The following is a 23,746-nucleotide window of genomic DNA, read 5'->3' as shown; positions in this document are numbered from 1 at the left end:
TAACAGATCGTGTGTGGTGACAAGAAGATTCTTCTTATTATACCGGCGTATAACGAGGAGGAGAATATAGAAAAAGTAGTAAATAATCTTATACAGAATTATCCGCAGTACGATTATGTGGTAGTGAATGATGGTTCCAGAGATCATACAGAGGAAATCTGTATCCGCAATCATTACAATCTGATCAGCCTTCCTATTAATCTGGGTATCGGAGGAGCAGTTCAGACTGGATATCGTTACGCTTTACAGAATCATTACGATATAGCAATTCAGATCGATGGTGATGGACAGCATGATATCGCTTATGTGGAGAGGCTGATAATGCCAATTCTGGAGGAAAAAGCAGATATTACTATCGGATCACGATTCATAGAAAAGGAAGGTTTTCAGTCCAGTGCTACCAGAAGAATGGGTATTTCCTTCTTGAGTGGATGGATTCATCTTCTGTGCTTTCAGAAGGTAAGGGATGTCACGAGTGGATTCCGGGCAGTGGATAAGGAATTCATCGAAGTATATGCGGAGAATTATCCGAGTGATTATCCGGAGCCGGAAGCTATCGTAGCTGCTATCATGCACAGGGGGAGGATAGAAGAGATTCCTGTGGTTATGAAGGAACGTATGGGTGGGAGCAGCTCGATTAACCTGAGAAGGTCAGTTTACTATATGATAAAAGTAACATTGGCGATTCTGGTATGCAGGATCAGTTTTGGAATACGGAGAGGGAAGAAGCAATGATACCTGATAAATTACGTCTCAGTCTGATAGCAGCGCTGGTGTTATATTTTGTACTGATACTGCTGCTTTTAAAAAAGAGAGAGATATCATTAAAATATACACTGCTCTGGTTATTTGCAGGAGTATGTATGGGTATACTGGTGATCTGGCCGGAGCTGATAACCATCATCATAGGGATGATTGGAATTGAAAGCAGTATGAATGGTCTTTTCATTCTGGCAATTGCGTTTGTGATCATCATATTGATGTCATTAACCTCGATCGTAACGAAACAGAATGAAAAGATCAGATCATTGACGCAGACGATAGGTATGATGGAGAAGAGAATCCGGGAGCAGGAAGCACATGAAGAAAAAGAAACTGGTTCAGATTAATACGGTATTCTATGCCAGCACAGGCAGAATCATGGCAGATATTCAGAAATATGCAGAATTACAGGGATATGATACAATATCCTTTGTGGGAAGAGGCCCTGCTTCAAAAAATATAAAAGGAAAGGTGTTTGGTAATCCGATATCCTTTTGGAGTCATGTGATTTTAACTACGGTATTTGATGCACAGGGGTACGGATCATATTTTGCAACGAAAAAACTGATTCGTTGGCTTAGAGAAGAAAATCCGGATATTATCCATTTGCATAATCTGCATGGCTATTATCTGCATATTCCTACGCTATGCAGGTATTTAAAGGAAGAATATAAAGGAAAGGTTTTTTGGACATTTCATGATTGTTGGCCGGTGACAGGGCACTGCGCATACTTCGTTTCTGTGAATTGTAATCAGTGGAAGAAAGAATGTAGAAAGTGTCCTAAAAAGAAGGAATATCCAATTAGTTTCTTTTTTGATGGATCAAAAAGAAATTTTAGAATGAAACAGAAATGGTTTACCAGTATTCCTAATTTGATGATTATTGCTCCCTCTCAATGGATTAAAGATATAGTGAGGGAGTCCTTTTTAAAAGATAGATATGTCGAAGTAGTAAATAATGGTATTGACCTGTCGATATTTCATCCTCAAAGTGATAAAAATATATGGGAAAAGTATAATGTGCCGTTTGGAAAAAAAATATTATTAGGAGTAGCTAATATTTGGGATAAGAGGAAGGGAATTGGAGATTTCCTTTCACTGGCAGATACACTATCTGATGAATATCATATTGTTCTGGTTGGACTTACAAAAAGACAGATAAAAAAGATGCCTGATAATATAACCGGTTTAGAGAGAACTGATAATATTGAAGATCTGGTGAAGATTTATTCTAGTGCTAGTATATTTATTAATCCTTCTCTTGAGGAGTCCTTTTCACTGGTTACAGTGGAAGCTATGGCTTGTGGTACGCCGGTAATTGTATTGGATACAAGTGCGGTAAAAGAACTGGTTGATGAAAGATGCGGACTGATTTTAGCAAAGCATATGCCACAAGATTATATAAATGCAATACAACAAATCATGAAAAATAATCTGCAGAGTGCTGATATCAGAGCAAGAGCAGAGCAATATGGTATTGAGAAAATGAAAAAAAGAGTGATCAAGTTATATAAAGCGGGAGAAAACTAAATGAAGGTAATAGCATACTATTTGCCACAGTTCCATGAAATACCAGAAAATAATGCATGGTGGGGTGATGGTTTTACCGAATGGACTAATATGAAGAAGGCAAAACCACTGTTCCAGGGGCATAATCAGCCTAGAGTACCTATGAATCATAATTATTATGATCTTTTAGATACAGATGTTCAAAGATGGCAGGTGGGGCTGGCAAAGAAATATGGAATATATGGTTTTTGCTTTTATCATTATTGGTTTAATGGAAAAAAGCTTTTAGAAAAACCGGTAGAAAATTATCTTCAGAACTCAGATTTGGATCTGCCTTTCTGTATTTCTTGGGCTAATGAAGCTTGGACTAATGCATGGGAGGGATCTGATTTACAGGTATTAATAGAACAAAAATATGGAGAAAAACAGCAGTGGAAAGAGCATTTTGAATATTTATTACCATATTTTAAGGATTCAAGATATATCAAAGTTGATGGCAAACCATTATTTATTATATATCGACCTGATATAATGGAGCATATGGAGGAAATGCTGACATACTGGCGTGAATTGGCAAAAGAAAACGGTATAGGTGATATCTGTTATGCGTATCAGCATCATAAATACTATTTTTATAATACTGTAAGTTCAATTTTTGATTTTGGAATAGAGTATCAACCAGGATTTGCGCAACTGGCACGGGATACTGGTGTTAGAAAGATAATTCGTAAGTTTGCTTTGAAAATAGGAGGTTTTTCAGAGAAGTATTTGAAGGGAAAGCTGAACTTGTCTAGAGCCGGTGTACAGAAGCTGAACTATGATGAGATATGGTCGACAATTTTATCATATGAGCATAATACTGAGAAAATGATACCGGGAGCATTCGTTGACTGGGATAATACTCCAAGGAGAGGCGAAAAAGGATCCCTGATGTTGGGAACTTCACCAGTAAAATTTGAAAAATATTTTGAACAACAGGTAATCAGTGCAAAAAACAATTATCATAAGGATATGATGTTTATGTTCGCTTGGAACGAATGGGCAGAGGGTGGTTATTTAGAACCAGATGAAAAATATCAATATGCATATTTAGAAGCAATAGAAAATGTGCTTAGACGCAATAATGAGTTTCCAGAAGAGTTGTAAAAGAATATGATAATAGATAAAATCAAACTTGCAATAGTAAAGATAAAATGGAAAAAAAGAAATCGACATAATGAAACTATGATCCAGAATTATTTCAATATAGATGTTGCCTCGGTGGGGAAGAAGACGTATGGCTATTTTTCTGTACTGGCATTTCAAGAGGCTGTGAAATTGAAAATAGGTAATTACTGCTCTATAGCTCCTGATGTGACGTTTATATTGAGTGCAGATCATAACTATCATTACATTTCCACATATCCATTCAAAGTAAAATGTATGGGAGAAAAGGCGGAAGCAAATAGCAAGGGAGATATTATTATTGATGATGATGTGTGGATAGGGTATAGGGCTATTGTTTTGTCTGGAGTGCATGTTGGACAGGGAGCGGTTATTGCAGCCGGAGCGGTTGTTACAAAAGATGTACCTCCATATGCGATAGTGGGAGGAAATCCAGCAAAGGTAATTAATTATCGATTTGATGAAGACATGATAGGTAAATTACTTGAATTTGACTATACAGGAATAGATGAGAAGTTAATTAGTCAACATATTGATGAGTTGTATCAGAAGATGGAAGGAATTGAACAATTTAGTTGGATACCTAAGAAGAAACATTAAAGGAGATAAGAAGATAATGATTTGTTTTAATATACCGCCCTTTGTTGGTACAGAATTTAAATATATGAAAGAAGCTGTGGAGAATCATAAAATTTGTGGGGATGGACCATTCACAAAGAAATGTGATGAATGGATGGAAAGACGATTCAAAGCAAAAAAGGTTTTATTGACTACAAGTGGTTCATCCGCGCTTGATATGGCAGCATTATTATGTGGTATTCAACCTGGGGATGAAGTGATTCTTCCGAGCTTTACATTTTCAAGTACGGCAAATGCATTTGTATTGGCTGGAGCTGAATTGGTATTTGTAGATATTCGACCGGATACAATGAACATTGATGAAAACAAAATAGAGAAAGCAATTACAGAGAAAACAAAGGTTATTTGTCCAGTTCATTATGCAGGTGTTGCGTGTGAAATGGATACAATTATGAAAATTGCGAAAAAACATAATTTGTTAGTAGTAGAAGATGCCGCTCAGGGAGTGATGAGTAGCTATAAAGGAAAAGCACTTGGAACAATAGGCGATCTTGGATGTTATTCTTTTCATGAAACAAAAAACTTTTCCATGGGAGAGGGAGGAGCTATTGTAATTAATAATGAAAAATATGTAGAACAAGCAGAAATCTTACGGGAAAAGGGAACGAATCGTTCTCAGTTTTACAGAGGACAGGTGGCTAAATATAATTGGGTTGATTTTGGAGACAGCTATTTGCAAAGCGATCTTAATGCGGCATATCTTTGGGCACAATTAGAGGTGGCAGATCAGATAAATGAAAATAGAATTCAAATATGGGAAAGATATTATGAGGAATTTGAAAAATTGGGAAAAAGGGGAGCAATAGAATTACCTACAATTCCTAAGGAATGTAAACATAATGCACATATGTTTTATCTGAAGTGTAAAAATCTTGAAACAAGACAACGATATATTGAGTTTATGAAAGAAAATGATATTCTTTGTGTGTTTCATTATGTTCCGCTTCACAGTGCTCCGGCAGGAGAAAAATTTGGTAGATTTAATGGAGCTGATGAGCACACAACAGAAAGTAGTGATAGGCTTGTTAGATTGCCACTTTATTATGGATTAGATATAAATGATCAGAAAAAGGTGATTGATAAAACACGGGAGTTTTTTGGGAGATAAGATAGCTATGATATATTTATCACTTTGCATTCCAACGAATGGAATAGAAGAATGGGTATTTCCTGTTTTAGATAGAATTTATGAGCAAAATGTCAACTCTGATCAGTGGGAAGTTATTGTTACTGATAATGGAGATAATGAAGTGTTTCATGAGAAGATGTTAAATTATGAAGAGAAGCATGAAAAACTGATTTATAAAAAGACAAAAGCTTTTTTGTTTGAAAATCAGATAGAGGCATTACGGTTGGCTTCAGGAGAATATTTGAAATTTATGAACCATCGTTCTCTTTTAGAAGATGGAGCACTTCAGTGGATGCTTAATCTTGTTAAAGATAATATGGATGAGAAACCTATTATATATCTTTCAAATGGAGAGCTGAGATATAAAAAGCCGCAAAATTATGCTACATTTGATGAGTTTGTTAGAGGGTTAAAAGAATATGCATCCTGGACAACTGGGGTTGGAGTATGGAAAAGTGATTTTGAAAAAATGCCAAATGATTGGAATTATAATAAAATATCTCCACATTCGGATGTGCTTTTTAGAGAGAGAGGAAGAAGCAGATATTTAATAGACGATACTATTTGGTCACATGATATAGACGCTAGTCATGAAAAGAAAGGAAAATATGATTTATATAAGGCATTTGCGTGTGAAGAAATAACCATAACATTGCAATTATATATTGATGGTGATATATCGGGAGATACATTAAAATATATTATTAAGTGTTATGAAAAGTGTGTTGCTAGATTTTATTGTATGTTCAATATTATGCATATACCATGCTCGTATAACCTAAAAGGATTTGATGAGGCAATGGGGATATTTATAAAAAAAGAAAATGTTATTGTGCGGGCTTATTTGACAGTTCCCCAAATGGTAATAGCAAAGATTTTTCAATATTTAGTAAGAAAAAAATGATAATATTGTACACATGAGCATGGATGTATGCGAAGCTATATGAGGATAGAGAACATTGAATCAATACAGATATTTAGTAAAAAACATTGGGGTCTTGACAATAAGCAATTTTGCAACTAATATTTTATCATTTTTTCTTTTGCCGTTATATACAAGTATATTATCTACGGAAGAGTATGGTATATTTGATATATATAGTACGTCAATATCTTTATTGATCCCATTATTTACCTTGTGTACTGCAAATGCAATAGTGATATATTTATTAGATAATGATTCCGTTAAAGAGGAGATTGTGGCGATAGGGGTTAAGTATTTGTGCATATCTTTTCTTTTATTAATGGTAGTATATACAATAAATATAACATTTAATTTATTGCCAGTATTAAATGAATACAAGGTACTTTTTACATTACTTTACTTATCAACATCAATCAATCAATTCTTTAACAATATTGCTAGAGGATTTGAAAAGATGGTAAGTATTTCTATTGCCAGTCTTATTTCAGGTGGATTGACTATAGGGTTAAATGTGATTTTTCTAGTGTGGTTTGAATGGGGGGTAAAAGGATATTTTTGGGCAACAATTTTGGGGCTAACTTTTTCAAATGTCTTTTATTTTTTTTGCTTAAAATTTTGGAAATATTTAGGGTATGTAAAATGCGATAAGAAAATGGAACTAGAAATATGTAAATATGGATGTGGATTATTAGTAAATACAATAAGCTGGTGGATTACTCTCTCATCAGATCGTTATGTGGTTTTATATATGTGTGGAATAGGTGCAAACGGGTTAATATCTGTGGCGAATAAAATACCTACGGTAATAAGAACATTTCAAAATTTATTCGAGAATGCTTGGATTTTATCAGCAGCAAAGAACTACAATCAGAAGGATGAAAATAACTTTTTTATAAATATATATAATTATTACAGCTTTTTTATGATTATAATTACCTCAGTTATAATTGTTTTGGTACGTTTTTTTGCGCTAGTATTATTTAAGGGAGAGTTTTTTGAGGCATGGCGTCTGGTACCATTTTATATGATGGCTGCACTTTTTAATGCAGGAGCAGGAGTATTGGCGGGAATATTTACTGCTGAAAAAAAAATCAGAGTAATATCGGCTACAACGGTATTAGGAGCAGGGATAAATATAATTTTAAATATTTCGTTAGTTGTATTATGGGGAGTTATTGGAATTGCGGTAGCAACTATGATTGCAAATGGAATTGTACTTGTTGTCAGAGTTCTTTATGTAAAAAAAATGATGGATTTTAGAATATCAATTTTTAGAGACATTGAGGCATATGGTTTACTTTTGGGGCAGGTTTTTGTGCAATTGATGTGTGATCCAGAGAGAAGTTATGTATTACAAGTTTGTATGATGGGAGGAATTTTGTTACTTTATAGGATAGAAATAAAGCAAGCTGTCTTAAAAATGCGGAGATAAATGATATGTGTAAAGAATGTTTATTTATGTGTAATACATCATTTCAAATAATGATGGCATTAGAATTTAAAATGACGATTTTAGAGGAAGATAAAGTAGATATTTCAGTGTCAGATATTTTGCCAGGAGCAGAAAAAATATATAAAAATATCAAGAAAAGTAATGCATTTAATAATGTAATAATATGTAAAGAATATGAGATAAATTACAATAAAGAATACAATCAATATACAACGTTGAGAAAAATGTTACGACGTAAAAAAATATGCCAAGATATAATAAAAAATTTTAAAAAAAAATATGATGAACTGTATGTTTGTGACACATTTTATACAACAAACGTTATTTATGAGGAGTTAATTAGGATTAATCCTGATATTAAGGTTTTTTACTATGAGGAGAGCCCTTTAGTAGTTATGGCGGATACTGGAAACCATTTTAAAGATTCATCTTTTTACCAAGGCGCAGGGATGAAATATCTATTAAAGAAAATTTTAGGCATAAAAAATATAAATGGGAAATTTTTTGCTGCCTACACTACAGCATATAAAAAGATGGGAAAACGGTATTTTGAATGGATTGATATGCCTAGAATAACGAAAGATAAGAAAGAAGAATATATTAAAATCCTTAATTCATTTTGGACATTCGATAAATCGGATTATATGAAACTGAATGGAATAATATTTATAGAGGAGAGTTTTTTCGCTGACGGAAAGCCTTCATGTGAATTAGAAATTATGAAAGATCTTGTTGAGTTTTCTAGCGATAATCAAATTGCAGTGAAATTACATCCGAGAACAAGAAAAAATAGATTTGATACTAAGGAAGTTATGGTTTTGGAAAACAAATCGATACCATGGGAGTTATTAGCGTTAAATAATTGCCTACAGAATGTAATAACCGTGTGTATTGCTTCCAATGCAGCTTTCTTAGCAAAGTTATATTGGAATGTAGATCAAAGAAGTGTTATGCTGATAAATTGTATAGATTATTATTTACCACAATTAGATGATAAATACTATAGAATGATCAGTGAGATATGTAAAGAAAAGAAATTGGCATATTTGCCCAAAACTAAAAGAGAATTTCAAAGTATAATAAAAAATATGACAACTAATAAAAATGATGGAGGATGGACATGAAAATAGTGGCAATAATACCAGCAAGATATTCGTCAACAAGGCTACCGGGAAAACCATTAAAAGACATATGTGGAAAACCTATGCTATGGTGGGTATATTATCAGGTAATACAGTTGAAAGTATTTGATGACATTATATGTGCAATAGACGACAAACGAATACAAAAAGTTTGCCAGGAATTTGGGATTAATTACATTATGACGAAAGATGATCATCCAAATCATATATCTAGAATTCATGAGGTTTCGACAAAGATTAAGGCTGATTATTATATATGCATTAATGGAGATGAGCCATTAATTACTAAGGAGTGTATTTTGCCAATTTTGCCCTCACGAATACAGAATGAACCATTTTTCGGAGGGGCAATGAGGGTGTTAACTGATCCGGCAGAAACGATGGATTCATCCAAAATAAAATTGGTAGTATCAGATATGACGGGAAGATGCTTATATATGTCGAGAACGCCCGTTCCGTACCCTAAGGGATCTTTATATTTTGATTATAAAAAATATATTGGGGTTGAGTGTTTTAATAAAAAAGCATTAGATTTTTTTGTTAATATGCCGATGAATGACTTAGAAAGAGTGGAAGATATTGATCATCTTAGATTTTTGGCTAATGGAGTTGATTTACATTTTAATTATGTGAAGTCAGAATCAATTTCCGTTGATACACTTAAGGATCTTGAAAAAGTAAGAAATATCATTTCTGAAAAAATAAAAAATGGAGAGATAGACATTGGCAATGATAAATAAGGTAAAAGTATTAGATTGTACACTCAGAGACGGGGGCTATATTAATAATTGGCAATTTGGAGAAAAGAATATTAGAGCGATTATTGAAAATCTTGTATTGGCAGGTGTAGATATCATAGAAACTGGATTTATAAGAGAGTGTGATTATTGCAAAGATTTATCGGTTTTTCAGAATGTAGATCAGATTAAAGATATGATTTCACCCAAAGCATCTAAAATTTTGTATGCGGCAATGATTGAACAACACAACTATAATCCTGAATTAATTTCTCAGCATGACGAAAAGTCTGTAGACATAATAAGAGTTACATTTCATCGTAATGAATGGAAACAGACACAAAATACAGTGCGTGAATTGATGAATAAAGGGTATAAAGTGTGTGTTCAACCAGTGGGAACAGTTTCTTATGAGGATAAAGATCTATTAACATTAATAGAAGATGTTAATAAACTTAAACCCTATGCGTTTTATCTTGTTGATACGTTGGGTGTTATGTATCAATATGATATGAGAAAACTTTTTTATTTGGTTGATGATAATCTTTCTCAGGATATATGCTTAGGATTCCATTCACATAATAATTTGCAGATGTCATTTGCAAATGCACAAGAGCTTATAAGATTGAACAATAAGAGGACAATCATTGTAGATTCGGCATGTTATGGAATGGGACGTGGAGTTGGAAATCTCGTAACAGAATTGTTTATAGATTATGCAAATAAAAATATTGAGCAAAAGTACGAAGTGACACCAGTTTTAAAGATAGTAGATAAGTATTTAATGCCTATTTATGCAGAGCATAGATGGGGATATGACCTGCCTTATTTTATATCGGCGACAGTAAAGTGCCATCCCAATTATGCAGCATACTTGATAAAAAAAGAAACATTAGAAATAGAAAAGATTGAAAAAATATTAAATTTAATTCCCGAGAATGAAAGAAATGAATATAATCCGGAGTTGATTGAACAATTATATATTAGAATACAAGGATGTGAAATTAATGATGAGGAGTCATATCGGGAACTAATTAGGAAGATTGGAGATAGAGATGTACTTATATTAGGGTTGGGAGCAAGTATAATTAAATATGAGAAGAATATTAACAATATAATAAAAAAACAGAATGTATTTGTTATTGCACTAAATTTTATACCCATAAATATCAAAGTAGATGCTGTATTTGTATCAAATGAAAAAAGAATTACTAATATGAAGATATCTAAAAGTAATTTTGTAATAGCAACATCAAATTTGATAGAAAAAATACAAGCGGGATTGTTTTTTAATTATACTTCGTTACTCGGAGAGGGAGATGCGTTGGATAATGCAGGGGCAATGGTAATAAGAGTATTGAGAAAATTGGATGTTAAGAAAGTATATATGGCAGGATTTGATGGATATGATGTAGATGCTTCATCATGTTATGCATTGGATGAGATAAAAAAAATGCTTGATTATGATACCGTGAATAAAAAAAATAGGGAGATTTCTAAACAATTAAAAATGGCATTGAAAGGGATGGAGTATGAATTACTTACACCAACAAAATACAAAATTAATTGTATTTGACTTAGATGGAACGATAGCAGATACCTCAGGAGGAATTTTAGATGCACACAAGTACACATTATCAACTATGGGGAGGCAAGTACCTACCGATAGAGAATTGTATAAATTGATAGGTGGAAATCTGCTAGAAATATATATAAATTGTTTTGGATTTACAGATGAGGGGGCAAGAGAGGCTGTAAAAATATATAGAGAAAGATATGCAGTTAAGGGTATACATATGGCCTCGCTTTACACAGGTGTTGCAGATATGCTAAAAGAACTTAGAAAAAGAGGTTATTTGGTAGGAATGGCTACACTTAAAGCAGAAAAATTTGCCAATATAATATTAAGTGAAAATAGTATTTTGAAATATTTTAATGCAGTATGTGGTATGGATTTAGATGATAGTTTGAACAAAGCCGAGTTGGTACGCAGATGTGTGTATTTATGTAATTCTACAGAAGAAAAAACTATTTTAATTGGTGACAGTGAAAGTGATAGAAAGGGGGCAGAAAGAGCAGATGTTAGATTTTTAGGGGTGACATACGGCTATGGATTCGGAGAGGGTATCAATTATGAATTCGAAACTGTGAATAGTGTAAACGAACTGAAAAGGAAAATTATATGGTAGAACTTATTGATGTGAAAAGTAAAATGGGGAAAAAATTGTTAACAGTATGTGAAAAACCTCAAATATGTGTTTGGGGAATGTACGAGAAAACAATTTTGGAGGCTCCACTTTATATAGGAAGAAGTCAAATAGAAGCGGAATATATTGGTGCATTTACTTTTATTAATATGAGATCCATACATCATGAAACCACAAATTGTACAATTGAAGTAAAAAGTATCGGAAGATTTTGTATGATATCGCATGGTGTTCATATTGGATGTGCAGGACATCCAACTGATTTCTTATCTAATCATTTAATTTTTAGATATGATGATAAGACATCCTATGCAAAGGATTTTATGAAGTGTCAAGATAGAGCTTTTGAACAGTATATGCATGATGTCTATGTAAAGAAAGCGAAAAAGCCATTACCCAGTATAGGAAATGATGTATGGATAGGGTATGGAGCCATAATACTGAATGGTGTTACCATTGGAAATGGGGCTATAATTGCAGCTGGAGCTGTAGTAACTCAAGATGTTCCGGCATATGCGATAGTGGGGGGAAATCCAGCTAAAATTATACGATATAGGTTTAATAAGGAGATTATTGAACAGCTAGAACAGATACAATGGTGGCAATATGGACCGGACATATTGGCAGATATAGATATTTCAAAAGAAAATGCTATTTATAGTGTAAAAGAAAGAATAGAATCGGGTGAGTATGAAATTTTTAGAAGTCCATTAGTTACAATAAATAGTAGGAATGGTGAGATTCAGGTAGATGAATAAGTATAGTTTATTTGTAAGAATCTGATATATAGATTCTACAAGAAAAGGTGGGTAAAATGCTATGAGAAAAATGTCATTAAAGAAGATCTATATAACATTATTTTATGTTTTGTCAAAAAATAAAAGAGTAGATAATATTCTTTTGAAGATTAATGACAAGAATAATCGTTTGCTAAAAGTACTATCTACACACTCTTATGAATTGAGAGCGGCACTATACGGAGAAGGGGATATACGTCTTTCTAATGACCCAGATATAAATGTAAATTATAGATGGCCAGTAGACGGAAATATTATTTGGGCAGAAGTTCCATGTTTCAGTATTCAGGCGATGTTGCCATTTAAGGAAAAAAATATATTGGAGCTGGGATGTGCTAATGGTTGGTATTATAGGGAGTTTTATTCAAATTTAAATAATGTAAATTATATCGGGTGTGATTTATCAGAAGAAACCATAAAAGAGGCAAATGTTAAGTTGGCAATTAAAGAGAAAAAAAACAAAAAAAGTTATAATGCACATTTTATGGTTGCAGATATGTGTCTAGATATGCCTAAAAGTAATAAGGGGTTTACAAATGTTTTATGGTTTGCATCCATGTGCATGTTTACAAAAGAACAGAGAAGCAGAATTTTTTTGCAGATTGTTGATAGACTAGATGGAGAAAAAGGAATATTAAGTGGAAGCGGAGTAGTAAGAGATAAAAATAGAAAACAGTGGGGGTATTATATAGGACTGCTTGATAGTGAAGAAGCATTAAGAGAAGAACTGGCAGAATATTTTGAAAACATTTATATATCAAAAAATAGCACAAATGATGTACTCTTTTTTATGGCATCAAATGGTACATTACCTTGTTATAATGAAAAATAAAATTATATTTAAGGAAGTTTGAATAAAAAGAGGATGTTTGGTAAAAGTGAGTTGGAATATAGAAAGAAATAAGAAGTAAAGAATATTATATTTGCTAACATTAATTCAAAAATATATTGAACTGTATTATTGAGAGAAAGTATGTGATGGTGGTATATTGGTCCTGTGTCAAGATTTAGCACAAAATAAAATGAGAAGTTCTGCCACTAAGCTGCTGACAGAGAACAGTGTTCGATTGTTAATGAAGGGTAAAATGGTAGTATGAAAAGATTTTTAGTGAAAATAGGCATAGCTATAATATGTACAATGATGTGTGTGGGAAGTGGAATTATAGTTAGAAAGTTTTATTATTATGAAAAAGCTCAGGAAGAACAAATTGCACAATTGAATGCTGATATTTCTAAACTTTCTGGGGAAATGGCAATATTAAGAAGTACGTTGGGAGAAACACTGCCATCTGTAGAGTGGAATGAGAACGGATATAATTATTTGGCAATTGGAAATAGTATAACTGTTCATGGTTTAGCTTCATATTGGTGGGATGATGACAGGGGTATGGCATCGACTTGTGATGAGAATGATTATGTTCACAGAATAAAAAACTATTTGGAATATAATAATGTTACACTTAACGTATATAATTTTTCGACTTGGGAAACGGTTGGAACAGACAGAGCGGAGTTTTTAGAATTGTTAATGCCATATTTGAGTCCAAAGATAGATTTAATTACTATTCAATTAGGTGAAAATGCACAGGATTTAGTAACATGGGAGTCTGATTTTGAGGAATTAATAACTTACATAAAAGGGAAAGCGCCTGAGGCAGAAATAGTTGTAATTGGAGATTTTTGGTCTAATAAAAATAGAGATGAGTTAAAGAAACAAGGTAAATGCACCATAGCAAGTACCTTGACAACTTTAAGCCACTTTCGTGGCCTGCTGTAAATTTTATTTTCGAATGTTTTCCGGCAGAGTTGGTGACCAAGGGAGCAGTTCTTCCAAAAAGCTGCGGTCTGTGTCTTCCATGTGTTCTGGGATCACGGTCAGCAAATGTTCAAAGTACTCATAGGGTTTTAAGTTGTTTGCCTTTGCTGTTTCTGCGATACTGTAGATCACAGCAGATGTCTTGGCTCCGTTTATGGTATCAATGACTTCCCAGTTCTTCTTTCCGATGCAGAAGCCACGGATGGCACGTTCCGAAGCATTATTATCCATCGGAACGTCTCCATCATCCAGAAATACCCGGAGGTATTTTTCCTGATTCAGAAGGTAGGTAAAGGCTGCTTGCAGTTTCCCTTTTACCACGATCTGTTCTTTTTTCTGTTTCAGGTACGCAAACAAAGCATCTACCAGGGGCCGGATGACCACCTGACGCTGCGCAAGTCTTTCTTCGGAAGAGAGCTCTTTCAGTTTACCTTCTTCCCGGTAGATTGCCTGGATCTGCTTCATTACCAGAAAGGCAACGGATTCCTTTTTCCCTTCGGCCGGTATGGTGGCAAGGGCTTCCTCAAACTTCCGGCGTCCATGCACCCAGCAGCCTGCGATCGTCAGGTCTTCCTTCTCCTTTTCCAGCGTGTGGTAGACCTGATAGCCATCCGTGACACAGATCCCGGAAAAATCCTTCAGGAACTCCCGGGGATGGGAAGCATTTCTAGTCCGCTGATACTCATATAGGACGATCTGTCTGTCCGGATACATATATCCGGAACGGTAGACCCACATATAACTTTTGGATCCTGCCGGACGGCCGTCACGGTTTACGAGCACTGGTGTCTCATCTGCCTGGATGACATGGTAATCATACAGCTTCCGGTGGAGATAGTCATAGAGAACGGAAAGGTATTCCTCTCCGAGACGGATCATCCAGTTTGCCATGTTCTGTCTGGTGATGACCAGCCCATAGCGTTTGAATTCCTGCTCCAGGCGGTACAGCGGAATGGCATTGACATATTTGCCGTTTATAATGGCTGCCGCAAGTGTCGGGGAAACAGCACTGCCATGAAGCAGCCCTCTTGGATGCTCTGCCTTTACCATATGTCCATCCTTTTTGTCGGCATAGACACCGATGTGATGTTCTTCCACCTCTACTTTGGCAGGAACGAAGCGGTATCTCCGGGATATGGCATCCGGAAGCTGTTTCCAGCCATTTTTGCCAAACTCTGCAGTGAGTTCTTCCTCTGTCATGTAGTGGTCGATCCGGTGTGTAGGAAGACCGGAAAGATCCTGTTCTTTTTTGCCTTTTTTCTTTACCGGACGTGGAGCAGACTTCTCCAGATGTTCCGGTTCCGGGGTATCCAGGTCACAGACGGCCTCTGCCTCATTGAAGAAGACGATAGTTCCATCCACCTCCATGAAGCTGATCTGGCTGGCATCCGTCATCTTTTCGGAAGAACGTCCAAAGCGGTTTCTGTTTGCCAGGATCATCTGTTCCATCATGAGCTGCATCTTTTCATTGAGGGAAGCGACCTCGGCGGTCAGTGTCTGAAGCTGCTCCTGCTGGTTCAGAAACATCTGGATCAGAAGGGACTTGTCAACGGTATTCAGTTGTTCTTCCGTGTATCTGACTGCCATAGCTGAACTCCTTTTCTTACTGAGCCCATTATAGCAGATATGATACATTTCCACCAGCTGGCGGCTGTTTTCCGTTCGTCATTATGACGGTGGATAACAGTACTGAAAACCTGGGATATCACTGCTTTTTTCAGATTTTCAGTACTGTTGTCCACAAATGCCCTGCCATTCCGGCCGTATGGGTGGCAGGACAGAACCGTTGTGGATAAACAACGGACAGTAATCCCCGAGAGACAAAACTGTCCACAAAAAAATTCTGCGAAATGCACAAAACTTAGAAGAGCTTCTTTGGATCCTGAATCTGGTCTATGGGGTGTTTGGCTATGATTTCCAGTCCCTGCATGAGCATCGTATACTGCTCAGAAGTAATTGCCAGCGCTTCCTCGCTGTTTCGTGGCCAGCTGAAAGCACCGGTATCCAGCCGTTTGTATAATAACAGAAAACCATCCCCTTCCCAAAGGAGACCTTTGATACGGTCACTCCTCTTGCCGCAGAACAGAAACAGGGTATTTCTGTCATAAGGATCCAGATGAAAACGGAAGCGTATGATATTTGCCAGTCCTTCCATGCCTCTGCGCAGATCCGTGTATCCGGTGGCAAGATATATTTTCTGAAATCCAGAAGCATCATTAAGCATGGCTGGCTGCTCCTATCAGGTTTCTGAGAAACTCCGCTGAAGCGTCATTATAGATATCTATGGTGATTCCGCTTTCTGTATAAAGTGCTGCAGCCACAGGGGAATGTGTAGGAGATACGTTAGCCGGTATACTTTCTGTAGGTGCTGTGAGTTCCACGAAGGAAGGAGATGGATCACAAAGTTCCAGACATGCCTCCCTGACTCGACGCAGACGATAGTAATAATTCTCCTTTGTGATGCCATGTTCCTGGCACCAGGCATCGACTTTCATACCAGAGGGACGATTCTGGCAGTCCCTGATCTGGTCAGCCCACTTCTGTAGGCGGATCTGTTCTGCAACTAAACTGGTTTGAGTGTTCATAGTCTAACCTCCTGACCCTGGTCAAAAAAGTTGAGTGCTGAACTTTTTTGACTGTGTGTAGTGTGAGACTATTATGGCAGATAGGTGAGGCTATTGACAGGTACTTGCTATGGAGCATTTACGGTGAGGCTATTGACAGGTACTTGCTATGGAGCATTTACTTTACGCAAAGGCAAGATGGCTTGGAACGAAGTGAAAGCCAGCGTCTTTAGGCGCTGGCCGGTAACAAGCCCTTATAGGGTTAGAGCAAACCACCCGTTGGATGGGTGGTTATGATTTAATTTACATATAATTTAGAAAATTCGTTAAAATCAAAGTTAGTATTTGAAGGTAATCCATATGTGTATAGTTTATTGTTAAAATATCGATTCCTATAGTTATAGTTTGGGTGTAATCTTTCTTCAATATCAGTAACACATTTCACCTTTTTTTTGGATGAGTCTGCAAATATAAAATATAGTGCATCTGCCCTTATATCTGAGTGATCCATAATTAAAGTATTGTGAGTTGTAATAATTAATTGGCCTTTGATATTGTGAGAAATCGCTCTAATTAATTCAGCGGCCATTAAATCATGAATGCCATTTCCAAATTCGTCAATAATGACGCATTTTCCAGTAATAGCTAACATAAGATAGGGTAACAAATTCAATATTTCTTGAGTGCCACTTGATTCGTATTGAAAATCAATATCAAAATCATGATTATCCATTTTTTTATTGAGGAATAACGAATATTTGATTTTGCTATTTTTTTCTTCTTTATGATAAAAGGCCTTATTAACATCATCAAAGAGATTTACAAAAAAATCATTTATAAACTGTTCTACTGCAGCAAGTTGCCTTTCTTCCGTCTTTTCAATAGTTCCGCTTTCAAGGTTTGCCAGAAGCTGATTCGCATAAATGCTGCTTTCATCATTACTGTTGGATACTTTATAGCTAATGCTATTAAAACTGGTTAACACACACATTAGGTTTTTTGAAATATTCGAACTAATATATGACACTGATTTATCATCTACTTCATGTTGAAGAATTGATAAGAAGGTATGCTTTCCCCAGTACATTTGAAGCTGTTTTTTGAATTCTTCCAAGAAATCTGTTGATTCAAATATATTGGAATTTATTTCGAGTTTATCTTCTTCAATATCAAAACAACAGCCTTTATTTTTCAAGATTTTATATTCTAACCGTTCTCTGATTAAATGATTATTATCAAATTCCATCAAATAAGAGCCGGGTGAGTCGTTAATGATAAAACCGAATTCCAACTTCATAGGATCTGTGGAATGAATCGTCTTATATTCATCTATAATTTTTTCGACAGTGTTATTCTCAAGTCTTCTTTTAATAAACTCTAGCATTAATTCTTGCTTTATAGGAATATCATCTGGCGGGGTTATTTTATTGTTTAGTATATCTAGGAGCATATCCTTAACACGCATGGTACCCAATGTTTTTTCCAATGCCAAAAAAGCTTCTACAATTGTGGATTTACCACTTCCATTTGCACCATAAATAGCAATTATATGTTTAAAAGCATCTTTTTTGTTCTCAAAATTAATACTGATTTCTTTAAAGGATTTAAAATTTTTTAATTCAAGATAGGTAAACATAAAAACCTCCTGCTTGTTATAAAATATCACCTTTTTTGGCTTTGGTCAATAGAAAATGAGCGAAAAACTAGTGGAATGTTATAAAATATAACAAAAAATAAACTTCCTGGTTGACATATTATGGCATATAGTGTATTCTAATGTTGAAATAAGATGATAAAAAAAATAATTACTTGTTAAAAACCCAATAACTAAAGAAATCAGCAGCTGCCAACTGCTGATCCCTGAAGTACTACAAGCATTAATCTAAAAGTATAGTACCATGGGATGCACAGCGTTGCAAGAAGAACGTTTGTTCAATTCTTTAATTATTGTTTATTATATAAAAATATATTAAAGAAGGAGAATAAGAAAGATGAAAGAAATAATTGTATTTAGCGCAAAAGATTATGAAAATGCGGAAAGTACGAACTATGGCGATTGCACACTGATCAATACTGGTACGGAATTGTATATTTATGATTGTGGGGCAGAAAGACACGCAGAAAAAGTAATTCAGTATATGGACGAGAATTGCTTTGAAAAGGCAACTTTGATTCTGTCTCATAATGATTCTGATCATTTTGATGGAATTCCTGTACTTGTTAATAGTGGTCGAATATCTGCAATATGGACAACGTTGCTTTTAAAGTATGTGGATGAGATTTTTGAGCGTATTGGTGATGGACGTCGAAAGCAGGACACTATAAAAAAAGAAATTTTAGAGAAATACGATAATATAGCTGCTTTGTCGGGATGTAATCTGCATGATATTTATGAGGAAGAATTTAATGAAGCAGATGAGATTTCGATAGTTGGACCAGATTTTGATTATATGTTGAATACTGTGGCTAAGCATTTGGACAGTAGAGAAGGGGATACCATGGATGGTGAAACAGCGTATAATGCTACCAGTGTCCAATTAAGTGTAGAAATTGGTAGTCATACACTGCTTTTATCAGGGGATGCTTCCTACGCAGCTATTGAAGATAAAGTGAGAGATTATGATATTATTCAGCTACCTCATCATGGTAAAGCGTGTCAGGCGGATAAAATATTTGCTCAAAAATGTGATCAGATTGATACAGTGTATATCGTGTCGGACAATACCGGTAATACTAATGGAGGGTCTAATGATTTAAATACCACGGGACATAGAGTATATAATACAAAGGATTATGGAAATATCTGTCTAAATACCAGTTTTTTTATGAGAGAATCAACATATACTGGGAGGACTTTAGGAGCAAGATGAGATATTTGATATCTGAAAGTTTTGCAGCAACTGTTCACGCACGACAGAAGTATATTTGGGATTCCATGAATTTGTGGACAAAACAGAACCCAATGGAGAATGGCTTTATAACTCTGGAGAGCATACCTGCATGCTCTCTGGATGTTCTGTTTATTATAGGACATAATTTTCAGATTGAGCACTATTTAGATAATTGCTTATCAGAGATATATGAAAATAACGTTGTGGTTATTACGTGTAATAGCGGTATTCAGCTTTCTCGATTATGTCAATTATGTAAAAACATATATTTGACACATCAGGGGCAAGAGAGAATTGCGAATCTTTTAAATGGAGCAAAGTATGGTTTTTCTTTTGATCTGACAGAGTCAGAATTGATTTTTTATGGTAACAGACATCTTACAGATATTACAACTCGGATAAATAGTGCATTTACTAGAGTTAAATAACTATTAATAAGTAGGAGGACTGGCATGAGGGATGTTTTTGGGGTGTATAATATGAGATCCCGCATTAGTGTAGGAGTCATTGTGTTGGCACCTTTGATAATTCAAATATATATACTATTTCCAGTAGCTCGTAATATTTCAAGCACACTTATTATTACGGGGATCACCTTTTCATTTTCAAATTTGCTAATCCTAATAGCTAGATTAAATGGAGGAAAAGTTTTACATAAATGTTTTCCAGATGGATTGCCGGCACAAAGTTTTCTCATTCCAGAGGATACTACACTCGATGAGTTCACGAAGGAACGTTATTATAAATTTTTTCAGAAGCATTTAAGGAAATTTAAAGTAACAGATAATGCTGCAGATATGAAGCAAAAATCTGAAAGTGCAATTAAGTGGCTGATAGCAAGAACAAGAAATAGCACAAAATTTCCATTGATTGCAGAAGAGAATACTAATCTGGGATTCGCCTATAACATATTGGGTGTAAAACCATTTGGGATAATGATATGTGTTGTTTCTGCAGTTGGTAATATTGTAATAATGAAATTGCAGAAGCAAACTTATTTTTTAGTAGATAATGCAGAGCTATTACTTAGCATGATTTTTACAATAGGATATTTGTTAATGTGGGTTTTTCTAATTAACAAAAAACTAGTAAAAAATAGCGCTAAAAAATATGCTTTTGCATTGCTTGCTGCATGCGATTCTGGGTATTTTGACTAAAAAATGTGAATACAGAGATGATGTGCATAAAAATATTTTTGTGAGATGGTAATGATAGATAAACTAGGAGGTATACATATGGAAATTATGGTTGTAGCATATTTTGTAATAATAATTATCTTTGCAATATATTTGTCGAGCTTGTACTTAAGAGATAAAAATTCGTATATGAAGATTGCGTGTCAACGATTGTTTACCACAATTCAGTGTATGGAAAATGAAATAGTAGATTTGGATATAGAAATAGAAAAAATATATATAGGATATTCTAATAATGTTCAATCTGTGAAAAGAGTATATCCAAATGTAATGACATGGCTGGACGATATAATATATAGAGTTAATGCAGATTTTAGATATGCGAGAAAATTAAAACCGTATATAAAAGAAATAAAAAGTGCCAGAAATAAGCTCTTGGAAAAATATCCCTATTTTGAATGTGAAAAGGAGCAGCAGGAAATGTTGGGGGATTTAAAAAAATTAGAGAAAATTGATGAGAAATTGAGGGAAAGTTTTGTTGTTGAAAATTTGATTACTAGAATACAAAAAGAATTTTTGAGACTGAATTTGGAAACAAAGAAAAACTCGAAAATTAATGTGATTTCAATATTCGTTTCTATAATATCAATAGCAATGACAATAGTTAGTGTGATAAATTAAGTATGATTTCAAAACGGTTTTGAAGAATTGTAAATCTCACAATGCCCATTTTGTCCCAAGTGTCCGAATATATAGAAGATTTCGATAGAACAATGAAATCTTGAAGTTATATTTTTATATTATGGTATAATATGAGTGCAAGTCGTTATATAAAGTAATGGCTTGTACTTTTTATATGTAGAAACTTGGATTAGACTTTCCTGCATCGTAAATATTTGATACAATGATAATGGTTTGCAGGGAGGAGAAACATGAGAGAGAATAGAGAAAGAAATCTAGCAGCAGTAGCATTAATATGCTCGCTTGTGTTCACGATGTTATCATTATTTGCGTCTACAAATTATGCAAATAGAGAACAGCCTATCCGGTTACATTTTTTATTTCTGGGATTAGGTGTCTTATTATGGGGGATAGGACATTACCTGTTGATGAGAAGTGGTTCAGTACGTGAATTGCGACAACTGGTACTATTAGACATTGGAATTGGTGTGATGTTCTCATTACTAGCTATAATCGGAAAGGATCAATTGCAGGAGGTAGGAAGGGAAAAGTATCTTATTTCCTATGTGATGATTATTTTTGGATGCTTTATAGCATTTCTAATATGCTGCAGGCAAAGAAACCTTGTGCATATTAATAAAGAAGATGGTAAACGATGGATCAGTGAGAGAAAGTATATTGCTATAGTGCTTTTTGCATGTGCAGTTATAGCTGTGATTCAGTCTGATTCAGAACCAAGATGGGATGCCTCATATTTATTTCAGTATATAGATGATCTTTGCCTTGCCCATATTTTTAATCTGGAGACGCTTTCCTTTTGTGATCATATATGCATGTCATATACAGGAATTAACGAGATTCTCAGGGTTATGGTAGGAAGCCAGCAGTTGGGGATGACTATTGGTACAATAGTTCTTCTCTTGATGAGTATCTATAGTGTATGGGGAATTATCAGACTGATATTTAAAGACAGGAAAGAATGGGAGTATGCTTTACTGACAGTATGCTATGCAGTATCACCGTTTATACTTGGACTGGCAGGATATAATTATTGGGATTATTGGGTGATGATGTTATATCCTGTAGTAATTTATTCTGCAATGAAAGATCGGTGGATTTTTCACTTTTTTGCTGCACTTATTATGTGCTTTGTGAAAGAACCGGCGGTTGTTGCATATGGAGCATATTGCGCTGGCTATGTTATTGTAGATTACTGGAGACACAAAAAAGTGCGCTATATCATGTGCCAGAGAAAATATTGGGGAATGCTGGCAGTAGGGTTGATATGGTTATATACATATAAGATAATGCCACACTGGAATGGAGTAGGTGGATTTGCACTAAATATTTATTATATATGGAAAAAATCAAAAGTACTGTTTTTACTTAACTTTAACTGGATATTGGTCCTGCTGAGTATAATAGCAATTGTATGGATAGTAAAAAAGAAAGACAGGGTATCTGAACAGGTAGTACCAATTCTGATCAGTGATTTCTTTTTTGTAGTGTTTAGCATTACTTTTCAAACTGTAAATCATGCCAGATATATTGACACACATATTGTTGCATTAAATCTGTTTGCTATTTTGGGAATAGCCATGATATCGTCAGAGAAAATAAGATACGGGGTATTGATGAGCGTTATAATACTAATGACAATATCGAATTACTATATACTGGATCCGATTACACATCTGGTATTTAAACAGTATGATGTGGGGAATACAGAGATGGTCAGTACAGAAGAGTGGGAATATCTGAGCGATTCTATGGTTTATAATCAACAATACAGGTATTTTGATAAGGCACTTGATCTGGCGATGGAAGATATAATAGATGAAGAAGCAATGAATTGCTTCCCTGTTGTAAATGGCAGAGTATGGTTTTTTGAAGGAGTTTATATTTACGCAGAACCTGATGAACCGCAGATACAATATTGGGATCAGAAGCATAGAAAAAGGGTTCTTCAGGAAAATAAGAATTGTGTGCCATTTGAATTGTGTAATATTACAGAGGAAACAGATATAAGGAGCTTACTGGCTGATGGAGTAGGGTACTATTATTATATACCGTGTGCAGGTCAGGATATAGCAGAAAAATTATCACAGAAGACAGAAATCCTGGAGGAAAAAGAGTTTTCTTATATGGGATGGACGGTAAGCAGGATAAAATTTATGGCAAAATAAGAGAGGAG

24 protein-coding genes are annotated in these 23,746 nt (G+C 34.7%); 20 read left to right on the top strand and 4 right to left on the bottom strand.

Annotation, left to right across the window (positions count from 1 at the left end; all coding sequences use genetic code 11):
* Nucleotides 1-9: 9 nt before the first annotated feature.
* The 15 genes from OCV77_RS00905 (at nt 10) to OCV77_RS00835 (ending at nt 14,241) form a co-directional block, all read left to right on the top strand.
* A complete protein-coding gene (locus OCV77_RS00905; RefSeq protein WP_262572459.1) occupies nt 10-735 on the top strand; it encodes a glycosyltransferase family 2 protein in 726 nt (241 codons plus the stop codon).
* Nucleotides 732-1,109: a DUF2304 domain-containing protein gene (locus OCV77_RS00900; RefSeq protein ID WP_262572457.1), complete on the top strand. Its 378-nt coding sequence runs from the start codon at nt 732-734 to the stop codon at nt 1,107-1,109. Before OCV77_RS00905 ends, OCV77_RS00900 begins: the two co-directional genes overlap by 4 nt.
* Nucleotides 1,081-2,292, top strand: coding sequence for a glycosyltransferase (locus tag OCV77_RS00895; RefSeq protein ID WP_262572455.1), 1,212 nt, complete (start codon nt 1,081-1,083; stop codon nt 2,290-2,292). Before OCV77_RS00900 ends, OCV77_RS00895 begins: the two co-directional genes overlap by 29 nt.
* The gene (locus OCV77_RS00890) at nt 2,293-3,417 is read left to right on the top strand and encodes a glycosyltransferase WbsX family protein (RefSeq protein ID WP_262572453.1); all 1,125 of its coding nucleotides are present in this window, start codon (nt 2,293-2,295) and stop codon (nt 3,415-3,417) included.
* 6 nt (nt 3,418-3,423) lie between these two features.
* Complete coding sequence (locus tag OCV77_RS00885) at nt 3,424-4,035, top strand: CatB-related O-acetyltransferase (RefSeq protein ID WP_262572450.1); 612 nt, start codon at nt 3,424-3,426, stop codon at nt 4,033-4,035.
* A 16-nt stretch (nt 4,036-4,051) separates the two neighbouring features.
* On the top strand, nt 4,052-5,182 hold the full coding sequence (rffA, locus tag OCV77_RS00880; RefSeq protein WP_262572749.1) for a dTDP-4-amino-4,6-dideoxygalactose transaminase: 1,131 nt from the start codon (nt 4,052-4,054) through the stop codon (nt 5,180-5,182).
* 7 nt (nt 5,183-5,189) lie between these two features.
* Nucleotides 5,190-6,107 carry a glycosyltransferase gene (locus tag OCV77_RS00875; RefSeq protein ID WP_262572447.1) on the top strand — a complete coding sequence of 306 codons (918 nt, stop codon included), beginning with the start codon at nt 5,190-5,192 and terminating at the stop codon, nt 6,105-6,107.
* Nucleotides 6,108-6,162: 55 nt separating this feature from the next.
* Entirely contained in the window at nt 6,163-7,560 is a 1,398-nt protein-coding gene (locus OCV77_RS00870; protein ID WP_262572445.1) for a lipopolysaccharide biosynthesis protein, read from the top strand.
* Nucleotides 7,561-7,565: 5 nt separating this feature from the next.
* Entirely contained in the window at nt 7,566-8,705 is a 1,140-nt protein-coding gene (locus OCV77_RS00865) for an alpha-2,8-polysialyltransferase family protein (protein ID WP_262572442.1), read from the top strand.
* Nucleotides 8,702-9,463 (top strand): 3-deoxy-manno-octulosonate cytidylyltransferase, encoded by a 762-nt coding sequence (locus OCV77_RS00860; RefSeq protein WP_262572440.1) that lies wholly within the window; start codon nt 8,702-8,704, stop codon nt 9,461-9,463. The genes OCV77_RS00865 and OCV77_RS00860 overlap by 4 nt, the downstream gene beginning before the upstream one ends.
* Complete coding sequence (locus OCV77_RS00855) at nt 9,453-11,036, top strand: aldolase catalytic domain-containing protein (RefSeq protein WP_262572747.1); 1,584 nt, start codon at nt 9,453-9,455, stop codon at nt 11,034-11,036. Before OCV77_RS00860 ends, OCV77_RS00855 begins: the two co-directional genes overlap by 11 nt.
* The gene (locus OCV77_RS00850) at nt 10,993-11,649 is read left to right on the top strand and encodes an HAD family hydrolase (RefSeq protein ID WP_262572437.1); all 657 of its coding nucleotides are present in this window, start codon (nt 10,993-10,995) and stop codon (nt 11,647-11,649) included. The genes OCV77_RS00855 and OCV77_RS00850 overlap by 44 nt, the downstream gene beginning before the upstream one ends.
* Nucleotides 11,643-12,425 carry a CatB-related O-acetyltransferase gene (locus OCV77_RS00845; RefSeq protein WP_262572436.1) on the top strand — a complete coding sequence of 261 codons (783 nt, stop codon included), beginning with the start codon at nt 11,643-11,645 and terminating at the stop codon, nt 12,423-12,425. Before OCV77_RS00850 ends, OCV77_RS00845 begins: the two co-directional genes overlap by 7 nt.
* Nucleotides 12,426-12,486: 61 nt before the next feature.
* Complete coding sequence (locus OCV77_RS00840; RefSeq protein ID WP_262572434.1) at nt 12,487-13,296, top strand: class I SAM-dependent methyltransferase; 810 nt, start codon at nt 12,487-12,489, stop codon at nt 13,294-13,296.
* A gap of 261 nt (nt 13,297-13,557) precedes the next feature.
* On the top strand, nt 13,558-14,241 hold the full coding sequence (locus OCV77_RS00835; protein ID WP_262572432.1) for an SGNH/GDSL hydrolase family protein: 684 nt from the start codon (nt 13,558-13,560) through the stop codon (nt 14,239-14,241).
* A gap of 3 nt (nt 14,242-14,244) precedes the next feature.
* Here the strand turns inward: OCV77_RS00835 and tnpC are convergent, their stop codons facing one another.
* From tnpC to OCV77_RS00815, 4 genes are all read right to left on the bottom strand, one after another.
* On the bottom strand, nt 14,245-15,867 hold the full coding sequence (gene tnpC / locus OCV77_RS00830; RefSeq protein WP_262572430.1) for an IS66 family transposase: 1,623 nt from the start codon (nt 15,865-15,867) through the stop codon (nt 14,245-14,247).
* 274 nt (nt 15,868-16,141) lie between these two features.
* Nucleotides 16,142-16,504, bottom strand: coding sequence for an IS66 family insertion sequence element accessory protein TnpB (gene tnpB, locus OCV77_RS00825; RefSeq protein WP_262572428.1), 363 nt, complete (start codon nt 16,502-16,504; stop codon nt 16,142-16,144).
* Nucleotides 16,497-16,865, bottom strand: coding sequence for an IS66 family insertion sequence element accessory protein TnpA (gene tnpA, locus OCV77_RS00820; RefSeq protein WP_262572426.1), 369 nt, complete (start codon nt 16,863-16,865; stop codon nt 16,497-16,499). Before tnpA ends, tnpB begins: the two co-directional genes overlap by 8 nt.
* 277 nt (nt 16,866-17,142) lie before the next feature.
* Nucleotides 17,143-18,480 carry an AAA family ATPase gene (locus OCV77_RS00815; RefSeq protein ID WP_262572424.1) on the bottom strand — a complete coding sequence of 446 codons (1,338 nt, stop codon included), beginning with the start codon at nt 18,478-18,480 and terminating at the stop codon, nt 17,143-17,145.
* Nucleotides 18,481-18,835: 355 nt separating this feature from the next.
* On the opposite strand from OCV77_RS00815, the gene OCV77_RS00810 reads away from it, so the two are divergent.
* From OCV77_RS00810 to OCV77_RS00790, 5 genes are all read left to right on the top strand, one after another.
* Nucleotides 18,836-19,714, top strand: a complete 879-nt coding sequence (locus OCV77_RS00810; RefSeq protein ID WP_262572422.1) for an MBL fold metallo-hydrolase — start codon at nt 18,836-18,838, stop codon at nt 19,712-19,714.
* On the top strand, nt 19,711-20,163 hold the full coding sequence (locus tag OCV77_RS00805; RefSeq protein WP_262572420.1) for a hypothetical protein: 453 nt from the start codon (nt 19,711-19,713) through the stop codon (nt 20,161-20,163). Before OCV77_RS00810 ends, OCV77_RS00805 begins: the two co-directional genes overlap by 4 nt.
* A 24-nt stretch (nt 20,164-20,187) precedes the next feature.
* The gene (locus OCV77_RS00800; RefSeq protein WP_262572418.1) at nt 20,188-20,892 is read left to right on the top strand and encodes a hypothetical protein; all 705 of its coding nucleotides are present in this window, start codon (nt 20,188-20,190) and stop codon (nt 20,890-20,892) included.
* Nucleotides 20,893-20,970: 78 nt separating this feature from the next.
* On the top strand, nt 20,971-21,552 hold the full coding sequence (locus tag OCV77_RS00795) for a hypothetical protein (RefSeq protein ID WP_262572417.1): 582 nt from the start codon (nt 20,971-20,973) through the stop codon (nt 21,550-21,552).
* A 251-nt stretch (nt 21,553-21,803) separates the two neighbouring features.
* Complete coding sequence (locus tag OCV77_RS00790) at nt 21,804-23,738, top strand: hypothetical protein (protein ID WP_262572414.1); 1,935 nt, start codon at nt 21,804-21,806, stop codon at nt 23,736-23,738.
* Nucleotides 23,739-23,746: the final 8 nt, after the last annotated feature.

It is taken from the genome of Suilimivivens aceti, from assembly GCF_025567405.1.
GTDB classification, from domain to species: domain Bacteria; phylum Bacillota; class Clostridia; order Lachnospirales; family Lachnospiraceae; genus Suilimivivens; species Suilimivivens aceti.
This window is presented reverse-complemented; position numbering and strand designations above follow the sequence as displayed.